The sequence below is a fragment of the Nocardia higoensis genome, assembly GCF_015477835.1.
Taxonomy (GTDB): Bacteria; Actinomycetota; Actinomycetes; order Mycobacteriales; family Mycobacteriaceae; genus Nocardia; species Nocardia higoensis_A.
Window position 1 is genome coordinate 2,467,015 of sequence record NZ_JADLQN010000001.1, and the last position, 20,053, is coordinate 2,487,067.

The 20,053-nt window shown below is 68.7% G+C and carries 15 protein-coding genes and 1 pseudogene; 7 read left to right on the forward strand and 9 right to left on the reverse strand.

Going from position 1 to position 20,053, the window contains the following annotated elements:
• Nucleotides 1-709: 709 nt before the first annotated feature.
• The 4 genes and pseudogenes from IU449_RS11185 (at nt 710) to narI (ending at nt 7,851) form a co-directional block, all read left to right on the forward strand.
• Nucleotides 710-4,504 carry a nitrate reductase subunit alpha gene (locus tag IU449_RS11185; protein WP_195001746.1) on the forward strand — a complete coding sequence of 1,265 codons (3,795 nt, stop codon included), beginning with the start codon at nt 710-712 and terminating at the stop codon, nt 4,502-4,504.
• 10 nt (nt 4,505-4,514) lie between these two features.
• Nucleotides 4,515-6,110 (forward strand): annotated as a pseudogene (gene narH / locus IU449_RS11190) (nitrate reductase subunit beta); the annotation flags it as partial.
• A 305-nt stretch (nt 6,111-6,415) separates the two neighbouring features.
• Nucleotides 6,416-7,096 (forward strand): nitrate reductase molybdenum cofactor assembly chaperone, encoded by a 681-nt coding sequence (gene narJ / locus IU449_RS11195; protein ID WP_195001747.1) that lies wholly within the window; start codon nt 6,416-6,418, stop codon nt 7,094-7,096.
• Nucleotides 7,093-7,851 carry a respiratory nitrate reductase subunit gamma gene (gene narI / locus IU449_RS11200; protein WP_195001748.1) on the forward strand — a complete coding sequence of 253 codons (759 nt, stop codon included), beginning with the start codon at nt 7,093-7,095 and terminating at the stop codon, nt 7,849-7,851. Before narJ ends, narI begins: the two co-directional genes overlap by 4 nt.
• 100 nt (nt 7,852-7,951) lie before the next feature.
• On the opposite strand, the gene IU449_RS11205 is transcribed toward narI, so the two are convergent.
• Nucleotides 7,952-8,272 carry a DMT family transporter gene (locus IU449_RS11205; RefSeq protein WP_195001749.1) on the reverse strand — a complete coding sequence of 107 codons (321 nt, stop codon included), beginning with the start codon at nt 8,270-8,272 and terminating at the stop codon, nt 7,952-7,954.
• Nucleotides 8,273-8,316: 44 nt separating this feature from the next.
• Complete coding sequence (locus tag IU449_RS11210) at nt 8,317-8,688, reverse strand: DMT family transporter (protein ID WP_195001750.1); 372 nt, start codon at nt 8,686-8,688, stop codon at nt 8,317-8,319.
• Between the two features lie 152 nt (nt 8,689-8,840).
• Here IU449_RS11210 and IU449_RS11215 point away from each other — a divergent pair, with 152 nt between their 5' ends.
• Nucleotides 8,841-9,311: a MarR family winged helix-turn-helix transcriptional regulator gene (locus IU449_RS11215; protein WP_324188184.1), complete on the forward strand. Its 471-nt coding sequence runs from the start codon at nt 8,841-8,843 to the stop codon at nt 9,309-9,311.
• Nucleotides 9,312-9,422: 111 nt separating this feature from the next.
• On the opposite strand, the gene IU449_RS11220 is transcribed toward IU449_RS11215, so the two are convergent.
• The 6 genes from IU449_RS11220 to IU449_RS11245 form a co-directional block, all read right to left on the reverse strand.
• Entirely contained in the window at nt 9,423-9,746 is a 324-nt protein-coding gene (locus IU449_RS11220; RefSeq protein WP_195001752.1) for a hypothetical protein, read from the reverse strand.
• A 53-nt stretch (nt 9,747-9,799) separates the two neighbouring features.
• Nucleotides 9,800-10,543, reverse strand: coding sequence for a sirohydrochlorin chelatase (locus IU449_RS11225; RefSeq protein WP_195002491.1), 744 nt, complete (start codon nt 10,541-10,543; stop codon nt 9,800-9,802).
• Entirely contained in the window at nt 10,540-11,763 is a 1,224-nt protein-coding gene (locus IU449_RS11230; RefSeq protein ID WP_195001753.1) for a uroporphyrinogen-III synthase, read from the reverse strand. Before IU449_RS11230 ends, IU449_RS11225 begins: the two co-directional genes overlap by 4 nt.
• Nucleotides 11,764-11,770: 7 nt before the next feature.
• A complete protein-coding gene (gene nirD, locus IU449_RS11235; protein WP_195001754.1) occupies nt 11,771-12,166 on the reverse strand; it encodes a nitrite reductase small subunit NirD in 396 nt (131 codons plus the stop codon).
• 88 nt (nt 12,167-12,254) lie between these two features.
• Nucleotides 12,255-14,780 carry a nitrite reductase large subunit NirB gene (gene nirB, locus IU449_RS11240; RefSeq protein ID WP_195001755.1) on the reverse strand — a complete coding sequence of 842 codons (2,526 nt, stop codon included), beginning with the start codon at nt 14,778-14,780 and terminating at the stop codon, nt 12,255-12,257.
• Nucleotides 14,781-14,807: 27 nt separating this feature from the next.
• Nucleotides 14,808-16,244, reverse strand: a complete 1,437-nt coding sequence (locus tag IU449_RS11245; protein WP_195001756.1) for an MFS transporter — start codon at nt 16,242-16,244, stop codon at nt 14,808-14,810.
• 343 nt (nt 16,245-16,587) lie between these two features.
• On the opposite strand from IU449_RS11245, the gene IU449_RS11250 reads away from it, so the two are divergent.
• Both IU449_RS11250 and IU449_RS11255 read left to right on the forward strand, forming a co-directional pair.
• Nucleotides 16,588-17,265, forward strand: a complete 678-nt coding sequence (locus tag IU449_RS11250; RefSeq protein WP_195001757.1) for a FadR/GntR family transcriptional regulator — start codon at nt 16,588-16,590, stop codon at nt 17,263-17,265.
• Between the two features lie 145 nt (nt 17,266-17,410).
• A complete protein-coding gene (locus tag IU449_RS11255) occupies nt 17,411-18,895 on the forward strand; it encodes an MFS transporter (RefSeq protein WP_195001758.1) in 1,485 nt (494 codons plus the stop codon).
• Between the two features lie 283 nt (nt 18,896-19,178).
• Here the strand turns inward: IU449_RS11255 and IU449_RS11260 are convergent, their stop codons facing one another.
• Nucleotides 19,179-20,039 carry a TIGR02569 family protein gene (locus IU449_RS11260; protein WP_195001759.1) on the reverse strand — a complete coding sequence of 287 codons (861 nt, stop codon included), beginning with the start codon at nt 20,037-20,039 and terminating at the stop codon, nt 19,179-19,181.
• Nucleotides 20,040-20,053: the final 14 nt, after the last annotated feature.

Genomic DNA, 20,053 nt, shown 5'->3' on the forward strand with positions numbered 1-20,053 from the left:
GCCGGAGAGCGCGTGCGCGGCACCCGATCGAACATGCGATCGATTCGACCGGCCGCGCACGAAACAGCGATATCCCGGCGGCAGGCCCGGGTCATGCAAACCGAGCCCACGCCCGGCCAGGCGAACTTTTTACTGGTGTCGATTTCTGAATAATTCCAATCGAATTCGAGTGCACCGCAAATGCCGAGCGATTGCTCGCGGCGATGCGTGAGCGGCGATCGTCGCCACTTCTCCGGGAACGACGGTCGCCCCCCACTCCAGGAAAGCGAAACCGTCCGGTCTGCCCTGGCGGATGTCCGCCCCACGACCTACGCCGCCAGGTGCATCGCTCGTCGTATCGCGAAAACCACGCGACCACATACCCGACCTACCGGTCTGTGGTCCAGACTCCATGACGCAGACCACATTCGCGCTGGACAACGCACTGCCGCATTGTGTTAACGATTGTAAAACGCCGGAGAAGCCCGCGTTTCCAAAGGTTCACCACCTCGCCGAGCCACCACCGCCGGGACCAGGCCGTCCGGCCACGTTCGCAGGTCGAGGCCACCCGAGCGGCCGCATCGCGCGCATACCCGGTGACCGGGACATTGCCGCGATCTCACACCTCACCAGCGCTCGTCGAGCGATGTGAGAGAACCGTTTGGTGGCGCCTGCCCGGCTCCTTACAGTCGGGGACAACAGCCCGATTTCACAGCTCGAAGGGGGCGTCGTGGTTCTTTCGCGCACTTCAGATTCGGCTTCCGCCGACCCGGCGGGACCGCGATCCGCGGACCCCGCAGACGCCCTGCTAGCGCTGGGCAAGTACTTCCAGCGCGGCGAGATCTCCGCCGATCAGCGGTCGCTGCACAAGGTCGGCGGCCGCAGTGCCGACGAGTTCTACCGCGACCGCTGGGCGCACGACAAGGTGGTGCGCTCGACTCACGGCGTGAACTGCACCGGCTCGTGCTCGTGGAAGATCTACGTCAAGGACGGCGTGATCACCTGGGAATCCCAGCAGACCGACTATCCCTCGGTCGGCGCGGACAAGCCGGAATACGAACCCCGCGGCTGCCCACGCGGCGCCTCGTTCTCCTGGTACACCTATTCCCCTGCCCGCGTGCGCTATCCGTATGTGCGCGGGACGCTGCTCGAGTTCTACCGCGAGGCCAAGGCGCGGCTGAAGGATCCGGTGCTGGCCTGGGCCGATGTGGTCGAGGATCCGGTGAAGTCGAAGGCGTACAAGGCCGCGCGCGGCAAGGGCGGTTTCGTACGCGCCGAATGGTGGGAAGCCGCCGAGATCGCCGCCGCCGCGCACGTGCACACCATCAAGACCTACGGCCCGGACCGGGTGGCGGGCTTCTCCCCCATCCCCGCCATGTCGATGGTCAGTCACGCCGTGGGCGCGCGGTTCATCTCGCTGCTCGGCGGCTCGATGCTGTCGTTCTACGACTGGTACGCCGACCTTCCGGTCGCCTCGCCGCAGGTGTTCGGCGACCAAACCGACGTCCCGGAATCGGCGGACTGGTTCGACGCCGGTTACCTGATCATGTGGGGCTCCAATGTCCCGGTCACCCGCACTCCCGACGCGCACTACATGACCGAGGCGCGCTACCGCGGCCAGAAGGTGGTCGTGGTCTCCCCCGACTACGCCGACAACACCAAATTCGCCGACGAGTGGGTGCCCGCGCGACCGGGAACCGATGCGGCGCTGGCCATGTCGATGGGCCACGTGGTGCTCAGGGAGTTCTTCGTCGAGCGGCAGACGCCCCGCTTCCTGGACTATGTCAAGCGCTACACCGACCTGCCGTACCTGGTGTGTGTGGACGACCCGAGGGGCTGGGACGCCGAGGGCGTCTACCACCACGACGGCGCGACCGCGGGCAAGTTCCTCACCGCCGCCGATCTGGGTCGCGACGACCAGAACGCCGCGCACAAGCCGGTGTTGCTCGACGCCGCGGGCGAGCCGGTCGTGCCCAACGGCGCGCTGGGCCATCGGTTCAACGAGTCCGACGCGGGCAAATGGAATCTCGATCTCGAGGGCGTCGACCCGCTGCTGACCCTCTACGGGCGCGCGGACGCCGAGCCGATCGCGGTGCGCATGCCGCGCTACGACGGCGACCAGCCGGGCGTGGTGCTGCGCGGCGTCCCGACCGTCACTGTCGCGGGCAGGCGGGTCACCACGGTGTTCGATCTGCTGCTCGCCCAGTACGGCGTCGGCCGCGACGGACTGCCCGGCGAGTGGGCGAGCGGCTACGACGACGCCTCCTCGCCCTACACCCCCGCCTGGCAGGAGACCATCACCGGCGTCCCGGCCGTGCAGGCCGAGCGGATCGCGCGCGAATTCGCCGACAACGCCGAGCGTTCCGGCGGCCGCTCGATGATTCTGATGGGCGCGGGCACCAACCACTGGTTCCACTCCGATCAGATCTATCGGGCCTTCTTCACCCTCACCCTGCTCACCGGCTGCCAGGGCGTGAACGGCGGCGGCTGGGCCCACTACGTCGGCCAGGAGAAATGCCGTCCGGTGACCGGCTGGGCCACCCTCGCGTTCGGCCTGGACTGGCAGCGTCCGCCGCGCCAGATGCAGGGCACGGTGTTCTGGTACCTGACCAACGACCAGTGGCGCTACGACCCGTTCACCGCCGACGCGTTCGCCTCCCCGCTGGGCAAGGGCGCGTTCGCCGGGCGCACCGCCGCCGACAATATCGCGCTGGCCAGCAGGCTCGGCTGGATGCCCAGCTACCCGACCTTCGACCGCAATCCGCTGGACCTCGCCGACGAAGCCGAGGCCGCGGGGGTGAGCGCCGCCGATCACGTGGTGTCCCAGCTGAAATCCGAGCAGCTGCGTTTCGCCTGCGAGGACCCCGACGCCCCGGAGAACTTCCCGCGCTGCCTGACGGTGTGGCGAGCCAACCTGCTCGGCTCTTCGGGCAAGGGCAACGAGTACTTCCACCGGCATCTGCTCGGCGCGGACTCCAATCTGCAGACCACTGACGACACCGGCGTGCGCCCGCAGGAACTGGTATGGCGCGACGAGGCCCCCACCGGCAAGCTCGACCTGCTGCTGAGCCTGGACTTCCGGATGACCAGCACCACCTTGTTCTCCGACATCGTGCTGCCCGCGGCCACCTGGTACGAGAAGCACGATCTGTCCTCGACCGATATGCACCCGTTCGTGCACGCCTTCTCCCCCGCCATCTCCCCGCCGTGGGAGGCCAAGACCGATTTCGACGCCTTCCACCGCATCGCGCGGGGCTTCTCCTGGATGGCCGAGAAGCACCTGGGCGTGCGCAAGGACATCGTCGCGGTGCCACTGCAGCACGATTCGCCGGACGCGCTGGCCCAGGCAGGCGGCCGGGTACTGGACTGGAAAGCCGGCGAATGCGAGCCGATTCCGGGCAAGACCATGCCGAAGCTGGTGGTCGTCGAACGCGACTACCCGAAGGTCGCCGAGAAGATGGCCGCCCTCGGTCCGCTGGTGGAGACGCTCGGCCTGACCACCAAGGGCGTCACCACGCTGCCCGACGCCGAGGTCGAATACCTGGCGGGCAAGAACGGCAAGGTCGTCTCCGGCATCGCCCAGGGCAGGCCGTCGCTGGCCAAGGACACCCATGCCGCCGAGGCGATCCTGGCGCTGTCGGGCACCACCAACGGCAGGCTCGCGGTCGAGGGCTTCCACGCCCTCGAGCGCCGCACCGGTACCGAACTGGCCGATCTCGCGCTGGAAGCCGAGGGCAAGCGGATCACCTTCGCCGATACCCAGGCCCGGCCCGTCCCGGTCATCACCTCGCCGGAGTGGTCGGGCAGTGAGACCGGCGGACGCAGGTACTCGCCGTTCACCATCAACACCGAACGGCTCAAGCCCTGGCACACCCTCACCGGCCGCCAGCACTTCTACCTCGACCACGACTGGATGATCGAACTCGGCGAGCAGTTGCCGATCTTCCGTCCGCCGCTGGACATGACCGCGCTGTTCCGTGAACCGGGCGTCGGCGATGTGACCGAGCGCGGCGTGACCGTGCGCTATCTGACCCCGCACTCCAAGTGGTCCATCCACTCCGCCTACCAGGACAACCTGCACATGCTGACGCTCTCGCGCGGCGGTCAGTCGATCTGGATGTCGGACAAGGACGCCGCCAAGATCGGGGTGGCCGACAACGACTGGATCGAGGCGGTCAACCGCAACGGCGTCGTGGTCGCGCGCGCCATCGTCTCGCACCGTATGCCCGAGGGCACCGTGTTCATGTACCACGCCCAGGACCGCGCGGTGGACGTGCCGCGCATCGAAGGCACCGACCCGAGCGGCTTCGACTGGCCCAAGCCGGGCCTGCAACCCGGCGAGCAACCCGGTAAGGGCAAGCGCGGCGGCATCCACAACGCGCTGACCCGGATCATGATCAAGCCCTCCCATCTCGTCGGCGGCTACGCCCAGCAGTCCTTCGCGCTGAACTACCACGGCCCCACCGGCAATCAGCGCGACGAGGTCACCACCATCCGCCGCCGGTCCCAGGAAGTGGAGTACTGACATGCGCGTCATGGCACAGATGGCGATGGTGATGAACCTCGACAAGTGCATCGGCTGCCACACCTGTTCGGTCACCTGCAAGCAGGCCTGGACCAACCGTGGTGGCACCGAGTACGTCTGGTTCAACAATGTCGAGACCAGGCCGGGTCAGGGATATCCGCGGCAGTACCAGGACCAGGAGAAGTGGAAGGGCGGCTGGACGCTCACCAAGCGCGGCAAGCTGACGCTGAAGTCCGGCTCACGGTTCAAACGGCTGCTCAACATCTTCGCCAACCCGGACCTGCCGACGGTGTCGGACTACTACGACCCGTGGAGCTACGACTACGACAACCTGCTGTCCTCGCCGCCGGTCGACACCACCCCGGTGGCACGGCCGAAGTCGCTGATCACCGGCCAGGACACCAAGGTCACCTGGGGTGCGAATTGGGACGACGATCTGGGTTCGGGCCCTGAGCAGGTCGGCAAGGACCCCTTGCTCGACCGGCTCTCGGAGAAGGTGAAACTGGAGTTCGAACAGACCTTCATGTTCTACCTGCCACGCATCTGCGAGCACTGCCTCAATCCCTCGTGCGCGGCCTCCTGCCCATCCGGCGCGATCTACAAGCGCGCCGAGGACGGCATCGTGCTCGTCGACCAGGACAAATGCCGTGGCTGGCGGCAGTGCATCACCGGTTGCCCGTACAAGAAGATCTACTTCAACCACAAGACGGGCAAAGCGGAGAAGTGCACCTTCTGCTACCCGCGCGTGGAGGTCGGCATCCCGACCGTGTGCTCGGAGACCTGTGTGGGACGGCTGCGCTACATCGGCGTGATGCTCTACGACGCCGACAAGGTGCTCGAAGCCGCGTCGGTGACCGACACCGCCGACCTGTACCCCTCGCAACTCGGCGTGTTCCTCAATCCGCACGACCCGCGGGTGATCGCCGAGGCCGAGCGGGCGGGCATCTCGCCGGAATGGATTCAGGCCGCCCAGGATTCGCCGGTCTACAAGCTGATCGTCGACTACCAGATCGCGCTGCCGCTGCATCCCGAGTACCGCACCATGCCGATGGTCTGGTACGTGCCGCCGCTGTCGCCGGTGGTCGACGTGCTCTCGGAGACCGGGCACGACGGCGAGAGCGCCCGCAACCTGTTCGGCGCGATCGACGCGCTGCGCATCCCGGTCGAGTATCTGGCCGAACTGTTCACCGCGGGCGAGGTCGGCCCGGTGCGGGCGGCGCTGCAACGGCTCGCGGGGATGCGCTCGTTCATGCGCTCGGTGAACCTCGGTGAGGAGCCCGATCCGGCGATCGCGCCGTCGGTGCGGCTGGAGCCGGAGGAGATCGAGGCGCTCTACCGGCTGCTGGCGATCGCCAAGTACGAGGACCGCTATGTGATCCCGCAGGGGGCGACCTCCCAGGCCCACGAACTGGACTCGCTGGCGACGGGGTGCAGTCTCGACACCGACGGCGGCCCGGGCATGACCGCGTTCGACCAGATGGTCGAGAAGTTCCATCTGACCGACACGCCGCTGTCGGACACCAACGCCGCCGCACCGGAGGCGAAGTCGAATCGGATCAACCTGTTGAACTGGGACGGCAAGAGCACCGCGGGACTGGTGCCCGTCGGTGCGGCGAGCTCGAACGGCGGCAGCGCCGACGCCGGTGTCGCCGAGTACGGGGCAGCGGTCGGGGCCGCGACCAACGGCGCAGGTCTGGACAGCGCAGGACTGAACGGCCCGGCCGCCGACGGCGCCGGACCGACCGGCGCGAACAACGGTACGGCCGAAAACCACGCGAGCGGCAGCGGCGGTGCGGCGCCCGGCAATGGCGACAAGGGCTCCGGCATCAACGGCGCGGCCGGGAACGGCAGCGGGGCGAACGGCAACGGCGCCGGCTCCGCTGCCACCCCCGATGTGACGGGAGCGCCGCGATGAGTCTGTTGAAATTGCGCCGCAGGCCCGAGCCGGTGGTGCGCATGTCCGAGCGCGACCGTCGCCTGGTGTGGCGGCTGGCGGCGCTGGTCCTGGACTACCCGGGACAGCCGCTGCTGGCCATGCTCGACCAATTGTCCGGCGCGGCCGCGGAGTTGCCCGACGAGGTGCGCCGCCCGCTCGAGCCGCTGCTCGCGCACCTGCGGAGCACCCCGCCGCTGACGCTCGCCGCCGACTACGTGGCGACGTTCGACCTGCGCAAGCGGGCCAGCATGCACCTGACCTTCTACGCCTACGGCGACACCCGCAAACGCGGTATGGCACTGCTGCGTTTCAAGCACGCCTACCGGCACGCGGGCGTGGAACTCGGCGACGAGGAACTGCCCGACCACCTGCCGGTGCTGCTGGAGTTCGCCGCCACCGTCGATCCGATCGGCGGCGAACGCCTGCTCGGCGAGCACCTGCCGGTGATCGAGCTGCTGCGGCTGTCGCTGGCCGACAACGGTTCGCCCTACGCGGGCGCGCTCGCCGCCGTGGTCGCCACCCTGCCGCCGCTGACCACGGCCGACCGGCGCCGCATCGCCGAACTCGCCGCCGAGGGCCCGCCGGAGGAAGAGGTCGGTCTCGACCCGTTCGCCTTGGACCCCTCGCTGTTCACCGACTCGGAAGGGCGCCGATGAACGCCAGCTTGAACCTGCCCGCCGAACTGTGGATGATCCTGCCCTACATCGCCTTCACCTCGTTCGTGCTCGGCCACGTCTGGCGCTACCGCAACGACCAGTTCGGCTGGACCACCCGCTCCTCGCAGGTCTACGAGAGCCGGCTGCTGCGCCTGGGCAGCCCGCTGTTCCATTTCGGCATGCTCGGCGTGTTCGGCGGGCACGTGCTGGGCGTGCTGATCCCCGAATCGTGGACCCACGCGGTCGGCATCTCCGAGCACGCCTACCACCTGATCGCTGTCGGCGCGGGCTCGGTCGCGGGCCTCGCTGTGCTGGCGGGCGTCGCGATTCTGCTCTACCGCAGGGTCACCGTGCCCGCGGTGCGCAAGGCCACCACCGCCAACGACAAGGTGATGTACGCCTTGCTCGCCGCCGCGCTGGTGACCGGACTGCTCAACACCTGGGGCAGCAATCTGCTGTGGGGCACCTACAACTACCGCGAGACCGTCTCCCCCTGGTTCCGCAGCCTGTTCACCCTCGCCCCGCAGCCCGAACTGATGGTCGGCACGCCGTGGACCTTCCAGTTGCACGGCCTCGTCGTCCTCGTCCTGGTCGCCCTGTGGCCCTACACCCGCCTGGTCCACATGTTCAGCGCCCCGCTCGGCTACCTGACCCGCCCCTACATCGTCTACCGCGCCAAGGAGACCAACGCCGCCGACACCCGCCGCTACGCGCGGGCGTGGGATTCTCCGGTGACCCCGGAACGCTGGCGCTGAGGATGTCGTTGTGCCCGCCGAAACCCGACGGGCACAACGACATTCACCGACTTTTACCACAACCGGACATTCACCGCCGCCGGCGGCGTTCGCGCACGGCTCAAGCGCCCGCGGCCAGACGCAATACGACGACCCCGGCGATGATCGCGCCGAACGAGACCACCTTGGGGACGGTGATCCGCTCCTTGTAGATCAGCGCGCCGAGCACCACCGTGCCGATCGCGCCCAGCCCGGTCCACACCGTGTAGCCGACGCCGACGTCCAGCGTGCGCAACGCCAGGCTCAACGTGTAGATGCCGCCCGCCGCGGCGAGCAGCGTGAACACCGAGGGCCACAGGCGCGTGAATCCCTTGGTGGCATTGGTGCCGAGCGCGAACGCGATCTCGAACACCACGGCGATGAGCAGATAGATCCAGGCCATGACAACTCCTTACGAACGAATGGGTGGGATCGCGCGCGGCGGGATCAGGCGGGCACTTCGGAGCGGCCCGCGGGCACGTGTCCCGCCGAGTCCTCCGCGAGCTTGTCCGCCAGGCGCAGGCCGAGCACCCCGCTGATGATCAGCACGAAGGCCACGATCTTCGGCGCGGTCATCGCCTCGCCGAACACCACGGTCCCGAGTACGACCGTGCCGACCGACCCGATGCCGGTCCAGACCGTGTAGCCGACACCGACGTCCAGCGATCGCAACGCCAGACTCAGGAAGAAGATCCCGCCCGCCGCCGCGGCGGCGGTGAGCAAGGACGGTCCCAGCACGGTGAAGCCGTTCGTGGCATTGGTGGCCAGCGCGAAGACGACCTCGAAGACGGAGGCGATGAGCAGGTAGACCCAGGGCACGGTCACTCCTTCGAACTATTTGTATGTATATGCAACTTCCTGCTGCCGGAGATAAGGATGCATGTACATGTAAACTTGTGTCAAGCCACGGGTTCACCCGGGCGGTCCCTGTCCGTCTCCTGGAGGAGTGCCGTGCCGAGAAAGTCAGCGCCGTGACCGCGACGGCCGATGTCGAGCTGTGGAATCGCCTGCTGCGAATGCATTCTCAGGTCGAGAACCGCCTCGCCACCACGATGCAGCGACGCCACGGGCTCGGCCTGTCGGAGTATCGCGCGCTCGGCCTGCTGGACGGCGCGCCGCGCCGCGAGTTGCGCATGCAGGAACTCGCCGACGGCCTCGGTTTGAACCAGAGCTCGGTCACCCGGCTCGTCGGTCGCCTCAACGCCGCCGGATACACCGTCCGTGACCTGTGCCCGGACGACAAGCGCGGCGCCTACACCGTACTCACCGACGCCGGGCGCACCCGCTACCGCGAAGCCCGCGCGACCTACACCGCCACGCTCGTCGACGCACTCGCCGACATCGCCGCGGACGACCCGCGGACCGCCGCGATCCTGGCCGCCGCCCGCGAATCCCTTCAGCGAGAACACATCCGGTCATCCGCCGCTGCGCCGCCGCCGTGACCGCGCTCCCTCGCACCTATTTCGCCGGCAACGGGAATCGCGCATCTTGTCGCACCGGCACGACAGCGCGTGGTAGCGCGCCGGATCCGCTGATGCCGGGGCCTGCACCGCTCAGGAACGGTGCGGGCGGTCGACCGAATCGAGGACGGCGCGCCGCAACTGCGCGGGATCGACCGACAGCGGGTCCAGCGGCAGCGGATCGAGGCGTGCGGCTTCGGCGAGGACGCGGTCGAGGCGTTCACAGGCCGGGTCCGCGTGCGACACGGCGTAGCGTGACGGGCCCACGACCGGGCGGGGTCGACGCCGGGAGGGTAGTGCGCCCAAGGACCTGCCGCCGACGGTGATCTCACATGCCGCGCCCGCCGCGACCCGTCGAGAGACGGCTCGCGCGTGATCGAGCAGTGACTGCTCCGATACCCGCTCGCGCTTGGACATATCTACGAGCCTAGACCTACCGGCGGTGTGAGCAACGCCTCGCAGGTAACAACTCAGCGTACGTGCACGGCGGCCGATTGCGCTGCGGCGCTGCGATAGCGGTCGGCGAGCAGGCGAACGACCGCGGGATGCACGCCGATCGGCTCGGCCACACCGTCGGCGCCCGCCTCGTGCAGCCGCTGCTGGAACAGGCCCTGCGCCAGCAGATAGGAGGCGATGAAGACCCGGCGCCTACCCGAGTCACGAAGTTCGGCAACGACTTCCGGGACCCGTGGCGTACCGGTGGCGACGTAGGCGATGCGCACCGGAGCGTCCAGATGCGCGGTGAGCAGCGCGGCCGCGCGGCGCACGTCGGCACGGGCGCGGGCGTCCGACGAACCGGCGGCGGCGAAAACCACCGCGTCGCCGCGCCGCATGCCCGCAGCGCGCAGGCGCATGGTCATGATCCGGGCCAGTGCCGGATCAGGGCCCATCGCCGGGGTCACCGTCACCGCCGGATGCCCGCTCTCGCCGACTTCGCGCGGAACGTCCTGATACACGTGGTAACCGGAGGCCAGGAAGGCCGGGATCACCACAGCGGGCGTGTCCGGGGCGGCGGCGCGCAGATCACGCAGCACCTCCGACGGGGAAGGGCCGAGCACATCGACGAAGGCGGTGCGCACGACCGGCGCGAGGATTCCACGCGCGCAGGATCCGGACAGCTCCCCGGTGACCGCCTCGGCGAGCGCGGCGATCATCTCCACTCCCCTGGTGCTCCTGGTGCCGTGCGCCACCAGGACCAGGGCCGGGCCGTTCACCACGCCCCGATCGTGGGCGCGTAGCGCGGCGCACGGGCGGGGATCCCGATCGACGGGCGCAGCACAGGCGCGTTGTCGTCGGCGCATTCGGCGGCGTCGAGCGCCAGCCGGTAACCACGTTTGACCACCGTCTGAATCGCCTTGGGCGCCCCGAGACCGGCGCGCAGGCGGGCGATCGCGGTCTCCACCGCGTGGGTGTCCTCACCGCCGCCGGGCAGCGCGGCCAGCAGATCCTCACGCGAGACCACCCGACCGGGCTGCCGGGCCAGTGAACGCATCAGGGCCATGGGGGCGGGCGCCAGTTGACGCACCTCGCCGTCGACGACGACGCACCCACCGCGCACGCTCACGATGTGCCCGGCGGCGTGGATACGGTTGGCCCGGCGCGGCAGTTCCTCGGCGACATGCCTGGCCAGCGCGCCGAGGCGGGCGCGAGCGGGCATGGAGGTCGGTACGCCGAGCTCTTCCAACGGCGCCGCGGTGATCGGGCCGACACACGCGGGCAGCACCCGGGTCCGCAGCGCGTGCAACAAGCCCTCCAGCAGGCCGGTCTCCTTGGCCCGCATCAGCATCGAGGCCACCGCGGGCGCGCTGGTGAACGTCACGCAGTCCAGCCCGGTGGTGACGATGGATTCGATCAGCTGGTCCATGGGCCCCTGATCCGCGGGCGGAATCCAGCGGTACACCGGCACCGGCACCACATCGGCGCCCGCGCAGCGCAGTACCTCGCAGAAGTCGGGTACCGGCTCCCATTCGGTGGTGGCGCCGTGCAACTGCACCGCGATGCGCACGCCGTCCACCCCCTCGGCGAGCAGGTGATCGAGCACCTCCGCCGAGGACTCCGAGGCCGGTGACCACTCCTCGCGCAGTTCCGCGGCGCGGATCGCGCCCTTGGCCTTCGGGCCGCGTGCCAGCATCCTGGTCCCGGCCAGGGTGTCGCGCAACTGTTCGGCCAGACCCCAGCCCTCGGCCGCCTCCATCCAGCCGCGGAAACCGATGCCGGTGGTGGCGACGGTCAATCGCGGCGGTTCGGCGATCAGAGTGCGGGTCACTCGTTCGAGTTCGGTGTCGTCGGCCAGCGGAATGATCCGGATGGCCGGCACCGAGACGATCGACGCCCCCCGCCGGGTCAGCAGCTTGGCGAACTCGTCGGCGCGGCGTGCCGCGGTGATTCCGACAGTGAATCCGGCTAGGCCGTCGCCCGCGTCAATGGTGTTCATAGATAACTCATCCGTCCGAGGATTCGACCGTGACCGGCTCGTTGGAAATCGAAACGATGCCGTCGTCCACGCGCACCGCGTATACCGGCAACGCCGCCGATTCGTCGTCGAGGCAGTGTCCGTCGAGGAGCGAGAACGCCTGCTTGAGCAGCGGCGACGCCACGACGGGAATGCCGCCCCGATCCCCGACGATGCCGCGCGACATGACCGCCGCCCGACCGAAGGGATCGATGTTGCCGACGGCGGACAAGGTGCCGTCGGTCATCAGGAACAGGGCCGCCTGCCTCCCGCCTCGCAACAGTACCGCCACGCCACGGCCCGGAATCAGAAAGTCCAAGCGGCAGGCCTGCGTCCAGCCGGTCACGGTGGACGGTGCGAAGCTGGGTGTATCGATTACGGTCATCGGGTTCCTCCTCCGGAAGCCTGTCCCAATTGTTCAGGCGTCCTGTTTCCGCCTGGTTAAGCCGTTATTGCGCCTGGCCGGAAGTGGCTCATTTCGCAGTGGCGCGCGCCACTTCCGGCATGCCGAGCAGGACCGGGACCTTGCGCTCGCCGCTGTCGTCGAAGGAGATGGTCGGGTCGGACTCCTCCGGGGCGTTGACGAAGGACACGAAGCGCGAGAGCTTGTTCTCGTCCTCGAGCACCGCGGCCCACTCGTCCTGATAACCCTCGACATGCCTGGCCATCGCGGCTTCCAGCTCGTCGGCGATGCCGAGGCTGTCGTCGCAGACGACGCTCTTCAGGTAGTCCAGACCACCTTCGAGCGCCTCCTGCCACGGCGCGGTGCGCTGCAACCGGTCGGCGGTGCGGATGTAGAACATCAGGTAGCGGTCGATGTACTTGACGAGCGTCTCGTCGTCGAGTTCGCCCGCCAGCAGCACCGCGTGCTTGGGCGTGAGGCCGCCGTTACCGCCGACGTACAGGTTCCAGCCGTTCTCGGTGGCGATGACGCCGACATCCTTGCCGCGGGCCTCGGCGCATTCGCGGGCGCAGCCGGAGACGCCCAGCTTGAGCTTGTGCGGGGAACGCAGGCCGCGGTAACGCTTCTCCAGCAGCACTGCCATGCCGACCGAGTCCTGCTGACCGTAGCGGCACCAGGTCGAACCGACGCAGCTCTTCACCGTGCGCAGCGACTTGCCGTAGGCGTGGCCGGATTCCATGCCCGCGTCCACCAGCCGCTTCCAGATCAACGGCAGCTGTTCGACGCGCGCGCCGAACAGGTCGATGCGCTGACCGCCGGTGACCTTGACGTAGAGGCCGAATTCCTTGGCGACCTCGCCGATGGTGATCAGCTGCTCGGCGGTGACCTCGCCGCCGGGCATCCGCGGCACCACCGAGTAGGTGCCGTTCTTCTGCAGGTTGGCCAGGAAGTGATCGTTGGTGTCCTGTAGCGCGGCGGCCTCGCCGTCGAGGATGTGATCGCTCGAGGTGGAGGCCAGGATCGAGGCCACCGTCGGCTTGCAGATGTCGCAGCCGGAACCCTTGCCGTACTTGGCGATCAGGCCGGAGAAGGTGCGGATGCCGGTGACCTGGACGATCTGGAACAGTTCGGCACGCGACTGCTCGAAGTGCTCGCACAGCGCCTTGGACATCTCCACGCCGGACTGTTCGAGCAGCTTCTTGAGCATCGGCACACAACCGCCGCACGAGGTGCCCGCGGTGGTGCAGCTCTTGACCGCGGCGATGTCGCAGGCGCCTTCGGCGATGGCGCCGCAGATGGAGCCCTTGGAAACGTTGTTGCAGGAGCAGATCTGCGCGTCGTCGGGCAGCGCGTCGGCGCCCAGTTCGGCGCCGGCCGGGGAGATCAGCGCGGCCGGATCGGCGGGCAGCGGACGGCCGACCAGCGGGCGCAGCGCCGCGTACTGGCTCGCGTCGCCGACCAGGATGCCGCCGAGCAGGGTCTGCGCGTCGTCGGAGACGACCAGCTTGGCGTAGGTACCCTTGGCGGCGTCGTGCAGCACGACCGACAGCGCGCCCTCGGTGGTGCCGTGCGCGTCGCCGAAGCTGGCCACGTCCACACCCATCAGCTTGAGCTTGGTCGACATGTCGGCGCCGGGGAATTCGCCCGCGCCGCCGAGCAGCCGGTCGGCGACGATCTCGGCGGTGGTGTAGCCGGGGGCGACCAGGCCGTAGCAGGTGCCCTCGACCGCGGCGCACTCGCCGATCGCCCAGATGTTCGGGTCCGAGGCCCGCATGCCCAGGTCGGTGACGATGCCGCCACGCGGACCGACGTCCAGGCCGGCGTCGCGGGCGATCTGGTCGTTGGGGCGGATGCCCGCGGAAAACACGACCAGCGCGGCGTCGATGGTCGACTCGTCGGACAGGGTCAACCGCAGGCCGGTCTCGGTCCGCTCGATCGAGGAGGTGCCCACGCCGGTGTGCACGTTCAAGCCGAGGTCGGTGACCAGGCGCTCGAGGACCGCGCCGCCGCCTTCGTCGACCTGGGCGGGCATCAGGCGATTGTTGTACTCGATGACGTGCGGCGTCATGCCGAGCAGCTTCAGCGCGTTGGCCGCCTCCAGCCCCAGCAGGCCGCCGCCGATGACCACGCCGTGCGCGCCCGGTCCGGCTGCCTCGGCGGTGGCGCGGATGCCGTCGAGATCGTCGAGGGTGCGGTAGACGAAGCAGCCGGGCAGGTCGTGACCGGGCACCGGCGGCACGAAGGCGTAGGAGCCGGTGGCCAGCACCAGCGCGTCGTAGCCGATGATCTCGCCTTCGGAGGTGGTGACCTTGCGCGCCTCGCGGTCGATGGACTCCGCGCGGCGGCCCAGCTTCAGCTCGACCAGATCGTCACCGGCGTACTCGTTGCCGGGCAACGCGAGCGCGGCCGGATCCCAGGCCCCGACGTAGGAGGACAGCCCCACCCGGTCGTAGGCGGGCAGCTGCTCCTCGCCGAGGACGACGACCTGCCAGTGCCCCGCCTCGTCGCGGGCGCGCAGCGCCTCGACGAAGCGATGCCCGACCATGCCGTGGCCGGCCACGACCACTGTCTTGCGTGTGGTGGTTTCGGGGTTCATGAGAGACCTCCCAGTGTGGATCGGGCGTCAGGCGCCGGCGGACACGACGGACGGAGTGGCGGGAGCGGATTCGACGACCGCGTCGCCCGCGGGCGAGCGCAGGCTCGGCCGGCGCATGAAGACCATCCAGGTGACCGCGGCGCAGACGATGTAGAAGGCCAGGAAGACCCAGAACGCGGTGGTCGCGGAGTTGGTGGAGGCGTAGGAAGAGCGCAGCACCAGGTTGATGCCCACGCCGCCGAGCGCGCCGATGGCGCCGACGAAGCCGATGAGCGCGCCGGAGGTGTTCTGCGACCAGGCCGAACGCGCGGCCGGGCTCATGTCCAGGCTCTTGGACTTGGCCTCGAAGACCGACGGGATGATCTTGGTGACCGCGCCGTTGCCGATGCCGGAGAGCACGAACAGGGCGACGAAGCCGATGACCAGCACGGCCATCACGCCTCCGCTCGCGACGCCCGCGTTGCCGTCGGCCATCGTGCTCGCGCCGATGACCAGCACGGTGGCGGCCATCATCGCGGCGAAGGTGGCCAGCGAGACCTTGCTGCCGCCGAGGCGGTCGGCCAGCTTGCCGCCGTAGGGGCGGGCCAGCGATCCGAGCAGCGGGCCGATGAAGGCGATCTGCGCGGCGTGCAGTGCGGCCTGGGCGGCGGTGTCCCCGCCCGCCTTGAAGCTGATCTGCAGGATCTGGCCGAAGGCGAAGCTGTAGCCGATGAACGAGCCGAAGGTGCCGATGTAGAGAAAGGCGATGGCCCAGGACTGCGGAACCTTCAGCGACTCGAGCATGAAGGACAGGTCGGCCTTCTGGTTACGCAGGTTGTCCATGTACAGCGCCGCGCCGATGCCCGCCACCGCGATGGCGACCAGGTAGATCGCGCAGATGAGGGTGGCGTACTCGTTGCCGAGGGTGGCGATGACCAGCAGGCCGATCAGCTGGATCACCGGCACGCCGATATTGCCGCCGCCCGCGTTCAAGCCCAGCGCCCAGCCTTTGAGCCGCTGCGGGTAGAAGGCGTTGATGTTGGTCATCGAGGAGGCGAAGTTGCCGCCGCCGATGCCCGCGAAGGCCGCCACCACCAGGAACGTGGTGTACGAGGTGCCGGGCTGGTTGATGAAGTACAGCGTCAGCAGCGCCGGGATCAGCAGCAGCACCGCGGAGAACACCGTCCAGTTGCGACCGCCGAAACGGGCGGTGGCCACGGTGTAGGGGATGCGCAGCAGCGCGCCGACCAGGGTCGGCACCGCCATCAGGAAGAACTTGCCCGCGGCATCGATGCCGTACTTCTCGGTCGGCATGAACAGCACCATGACCGACCAGATCGACCAGATCGAGAATCCGACGTGCTCGGCGAACACCGACCAGATCAGATTGCGACGGGCGATGTCCTTGCCGCCCGCCTCCCAGGCGACGACATCTTCGGCATCCCAGTGCTCGATGTTGTGGTTACGCGTCAGCGTGCTCAACAAGGGCCTCCCAAAATCGGTTGGCCCCCACGGTAGGGAGTAGGTATTGCCGAAATGCTGCCGTGCGTGACGGGTCGATCAACGGTTGCTCACCTGTTCCGGCGAGCCGAGGTGAGTTCCGTGCTCGTGTTTCGCGCATGTGACACAGCGGTTTTCGGCAGGTCACGAAGTGTCACGGGCCACCGGAAGCGGGCTGTGAGTGTGACGCGCACAGCATGCGCCCCCCTCGTGTCCCTCGCAACCGGAACGTCGTGGCACCCGCTCAGGGGCGGCTCTCGGCACCCAGATTCATGGGATGATCCGATGAAACGAGCCGGCCGAACAGATCAGCGGTACCCTGTTTTTCGTGCAACCCGTCCGGCGCACCAGCCTCATCGCCCAGGTAACCGAGCAACTGCGCGCCGAGGTCCGCTCCGGCCGGTGGCCGATCGGCTCCCGCATTCCCACCGAACCCGAACTCACCGAATTGACCGGCACCGGGCGCAATACCGTCCGCGAAGCCGTGCAGGCCCTCGTGCACGCGGGGATGCTGCAGCGCCGCCAGGGTTCGGGCACCTACGTCGTGGCGGGCTCGGAGGTCGGCGGCACCCTCGGCAAGTACTTCGCCGACGCCCGCGACCGTGACGTGATCGAACTGCGTCTGGCACTGGACACTACCGCCGCCGCGCTGGCCGCGCGCCGCCGCGACGACGACGACATCGCCGAACTGCGCAGGCTGCTCGCGGCACGCGTCGCCCAGGACTGGCGCCTCGACCCCGAGGCGATGGCCACCGACGTGGCGTTGCACCGCGCGATCGTGGCCGCCAGTCACAATGCCGTCTATCTGGAGTTCTACGACTCGCTGGTGTCCCGGATCGAAGAGGTCAACCGCGCGCACGCCGCGAAGACCGACCAGTCCTATAGCGACGAGCACACCGCACTCGTCCAGGCGATCATCGACGGCGATCCCGAGCGGGCCGCCCGGACCGCGCGCTGCCTTCTGCACACGGTCCTGGCCGTGTATCCCGATCCCGACCTCGCGTGACCGACCCGACGTAACCAACTGTGCACCACGCGCGGTCCCGCGATGTGAGACGGATTTGCCGGGAACGTCACCGGCGCTCATGGCGACGCAACAACCGGCTTCTACGTTCGACTCGACCGAATTACGAGGCGTCGAGAGGAAGCCGATGACCGCCACAGCAGCTGCCGCCGGCCAGCATTCGGAAACGCCGGCATTCACGCACCAGAAGCGTGGACGCTGGCTCGACAGATGGGATCCCGACAACACCGCGTTCTGGGAATCCGGCGGAAGCCGCACCGCCCGAAAGAATCTCGGCTTCTCGGTGTTCGCGGAGAACCTCGGATTCAGCGTCTGGGTCATCTGGGGCACCGTTGTCACCAGCATGGGCGCCGCGGGCTTCTCGTTCCTCGAGGGACTCGGCAAGGGCAACCCGATCGCGGTGAGCAACGCGCTGCTGCTGACCTCCACCCCGACCCTGGTCGGTGCGGCGCTGCGCATCCCCTACACCTTCGCCATCCCTCGCTTCGGCGGCCGCGCGTTCACCGCGTTCAGTGCCGCGATGTTGCTGATCCCGACTCTCGGCCTGGCCTGGTTCGTCAACCAGCCCGGCACGCCGATGTGGGTGTTCATGCTGCTGGCCGCGCTCGCCGGTTTCGGCGGCGGCAACTTCTCCTCGTCGATGGCCAACATCTCGTTCTTCTTCCCCGAGGGCAAGAAGGGCGCCGCGCTGGGTATCAACGCCGCGGGCGGCAACCTCGGCGTCGCGCAGACCCAGCTGATACTGCCCCTGCTGATCACCCTCGGCACCCACCTGACCGCGAAAGACGCGGCGGGCTACCGATTCGGCATCACGCTCTCGGTCCTGGTCTGGGTGCCGTTCATCCTGATCGCGACCTTCGGCGCGCTGCGCTACATGGACTCCATCACCACCGCCAAGTCCGACGGCAAGTCCTACAAGCTGGCCCTCACCAATCGGCACACCTGGGTGATGTCGTTCCTCTACATCGGCACCTTCGGCTCGTTCATCGGCTTCTCCTTCGCCTTCCCGACCCTGATCAAGGCCAACTTCCCCGACCTGGCCAAGATCAGCTGGATCACCACCCTGGGCAATCTGGCCTTCCTCGGCGCGCTCGTCGGCTCGTTCAGCCGTCCGCTCGGCGGGTGGATCTCCGACAAGATGGGCGGGGCGAAGATCACCGTGGCGGTCTTCACCGGCATGGCGCTGTCGGTGGCGGCCATCGTGGCGGCGCTGGAGCTGCGCAGTTTTCCGCTGTACCTGACCGCGTTCCTGGTGCTGTTCGTACTCACCGGTATCGGCAACGGCTCGACCTACCGGATGATCCCGTCGATCTTCAGCGCGGAATCCAAGAAGTACGCCGCCGAACACGGCCTCGACCTGACCGAAGCCGCGGCCTCGGCCAAGCGGCAGGCCGGTGCGGCGATCGGCGTCATCGGCGCGATCGGCGCCTCCGGCGGGTACCTGCTGCAGCAGGCGCTTCGACTGTCCAACATCAACTTCGGCAGCATGACCCCGGCATTCTGGGCCTACGCGGGAGCCTTCCTGGTGATGGCCGGCGTCACCTGGTTCTTCTACCTGCGTTCCTCGTTCGTGGTCGGGCGGGTCCCCTCGCTGGCTTACGCACGGGTGTGACGTCTGCCCGCCGACTCGGTGTCGGCGAGTCCTGAACCGGAACATCCTCTGTGTCAACGAATGCCGCGCCGGTCCACCGGCGCGGCATTCTCCTGCCCGGACACATCCGGGGTGACGAACACAGCCGGATGCCGAGCCCGTAGGCCGCCGATGCCGATGACAGCGGGGGCGAAGCGGTGGGGCGAACCGACATCGACGCGGTACCGGCTCTCGGTGACCGGGCGCTCCGCACCGGAGCGCAGGTACCGACCGACCGAGCGATCGGAGCAGGAAGCGGACCACGTCAGAGCAGAAAGCGGACCATGTCCGCGGTGCGCGCCAATCCCGGGAACGCATCGGGTGTCGAGCGTGGATGCAGTGCGTGCACCGCGAGCCGAAACATGACCGCTCGCAACAACATCTGCGGCCACTCGGGTAGCTCCGACCAGCGCTCGAGCAGGCCGTCGTCGGCGCCGCCCCACGACAGCGCGTCGACCACCACCACGCCCGCCGCCCAGGGGGCGGGCCGCCAGTACGGCACGATGTCGGACAGGCCGGGCACCTCGGCACCCTGGAACAGCACGGTGCCGAACAGGTCGCCGTGCACGAGTTGCGGCGGAGTGCGCACCTGCTTGCGCAGAGTGGCCAGCTGACCGATCAGTTCCAGGCTGCGATGACCGTCCGGTGTGCTGGGCGTGGCGATCCCGCCCGCGCGCAGGCTGCGCAGCGGCACCTGTTCCCAGGCGGCGCGGTCGGCGGCGACGAAGATGTCCACCTCGGCCCAGGGCGCGATGGGTGGTTGGGCCAGGAACCGGGGACGTTCCAGGTCCGCGGTGGCCTGGTGCAGCCGCAGCGACACCGAGACGACTTCGTCGTGACGTGGTTGCGGGGCGCCGGACAGATAGGTGTCGGCGCGCCAGCCCGACACCACATACCTGCCGTCGGTGGCGCGCACCGGCCGCGCCAGCCGCAGACCGTCCACGCGCAGCGTCTCGCGGACCCGCGCCGACCACGCGGCTCTCGCGTGATCGGCGACCGGCGTCAGCACCACGTCGCCACAGCGCCAGCCCCCCTCCCAGTCGCCCAGGTAGACGGGCGCGATCCCACGCAGACCGAACGTGGAGCGCACGTGCTCGGGGGGTTCCGCGTCGCCGGGGGTGGTCACGACTCGTACGTTAA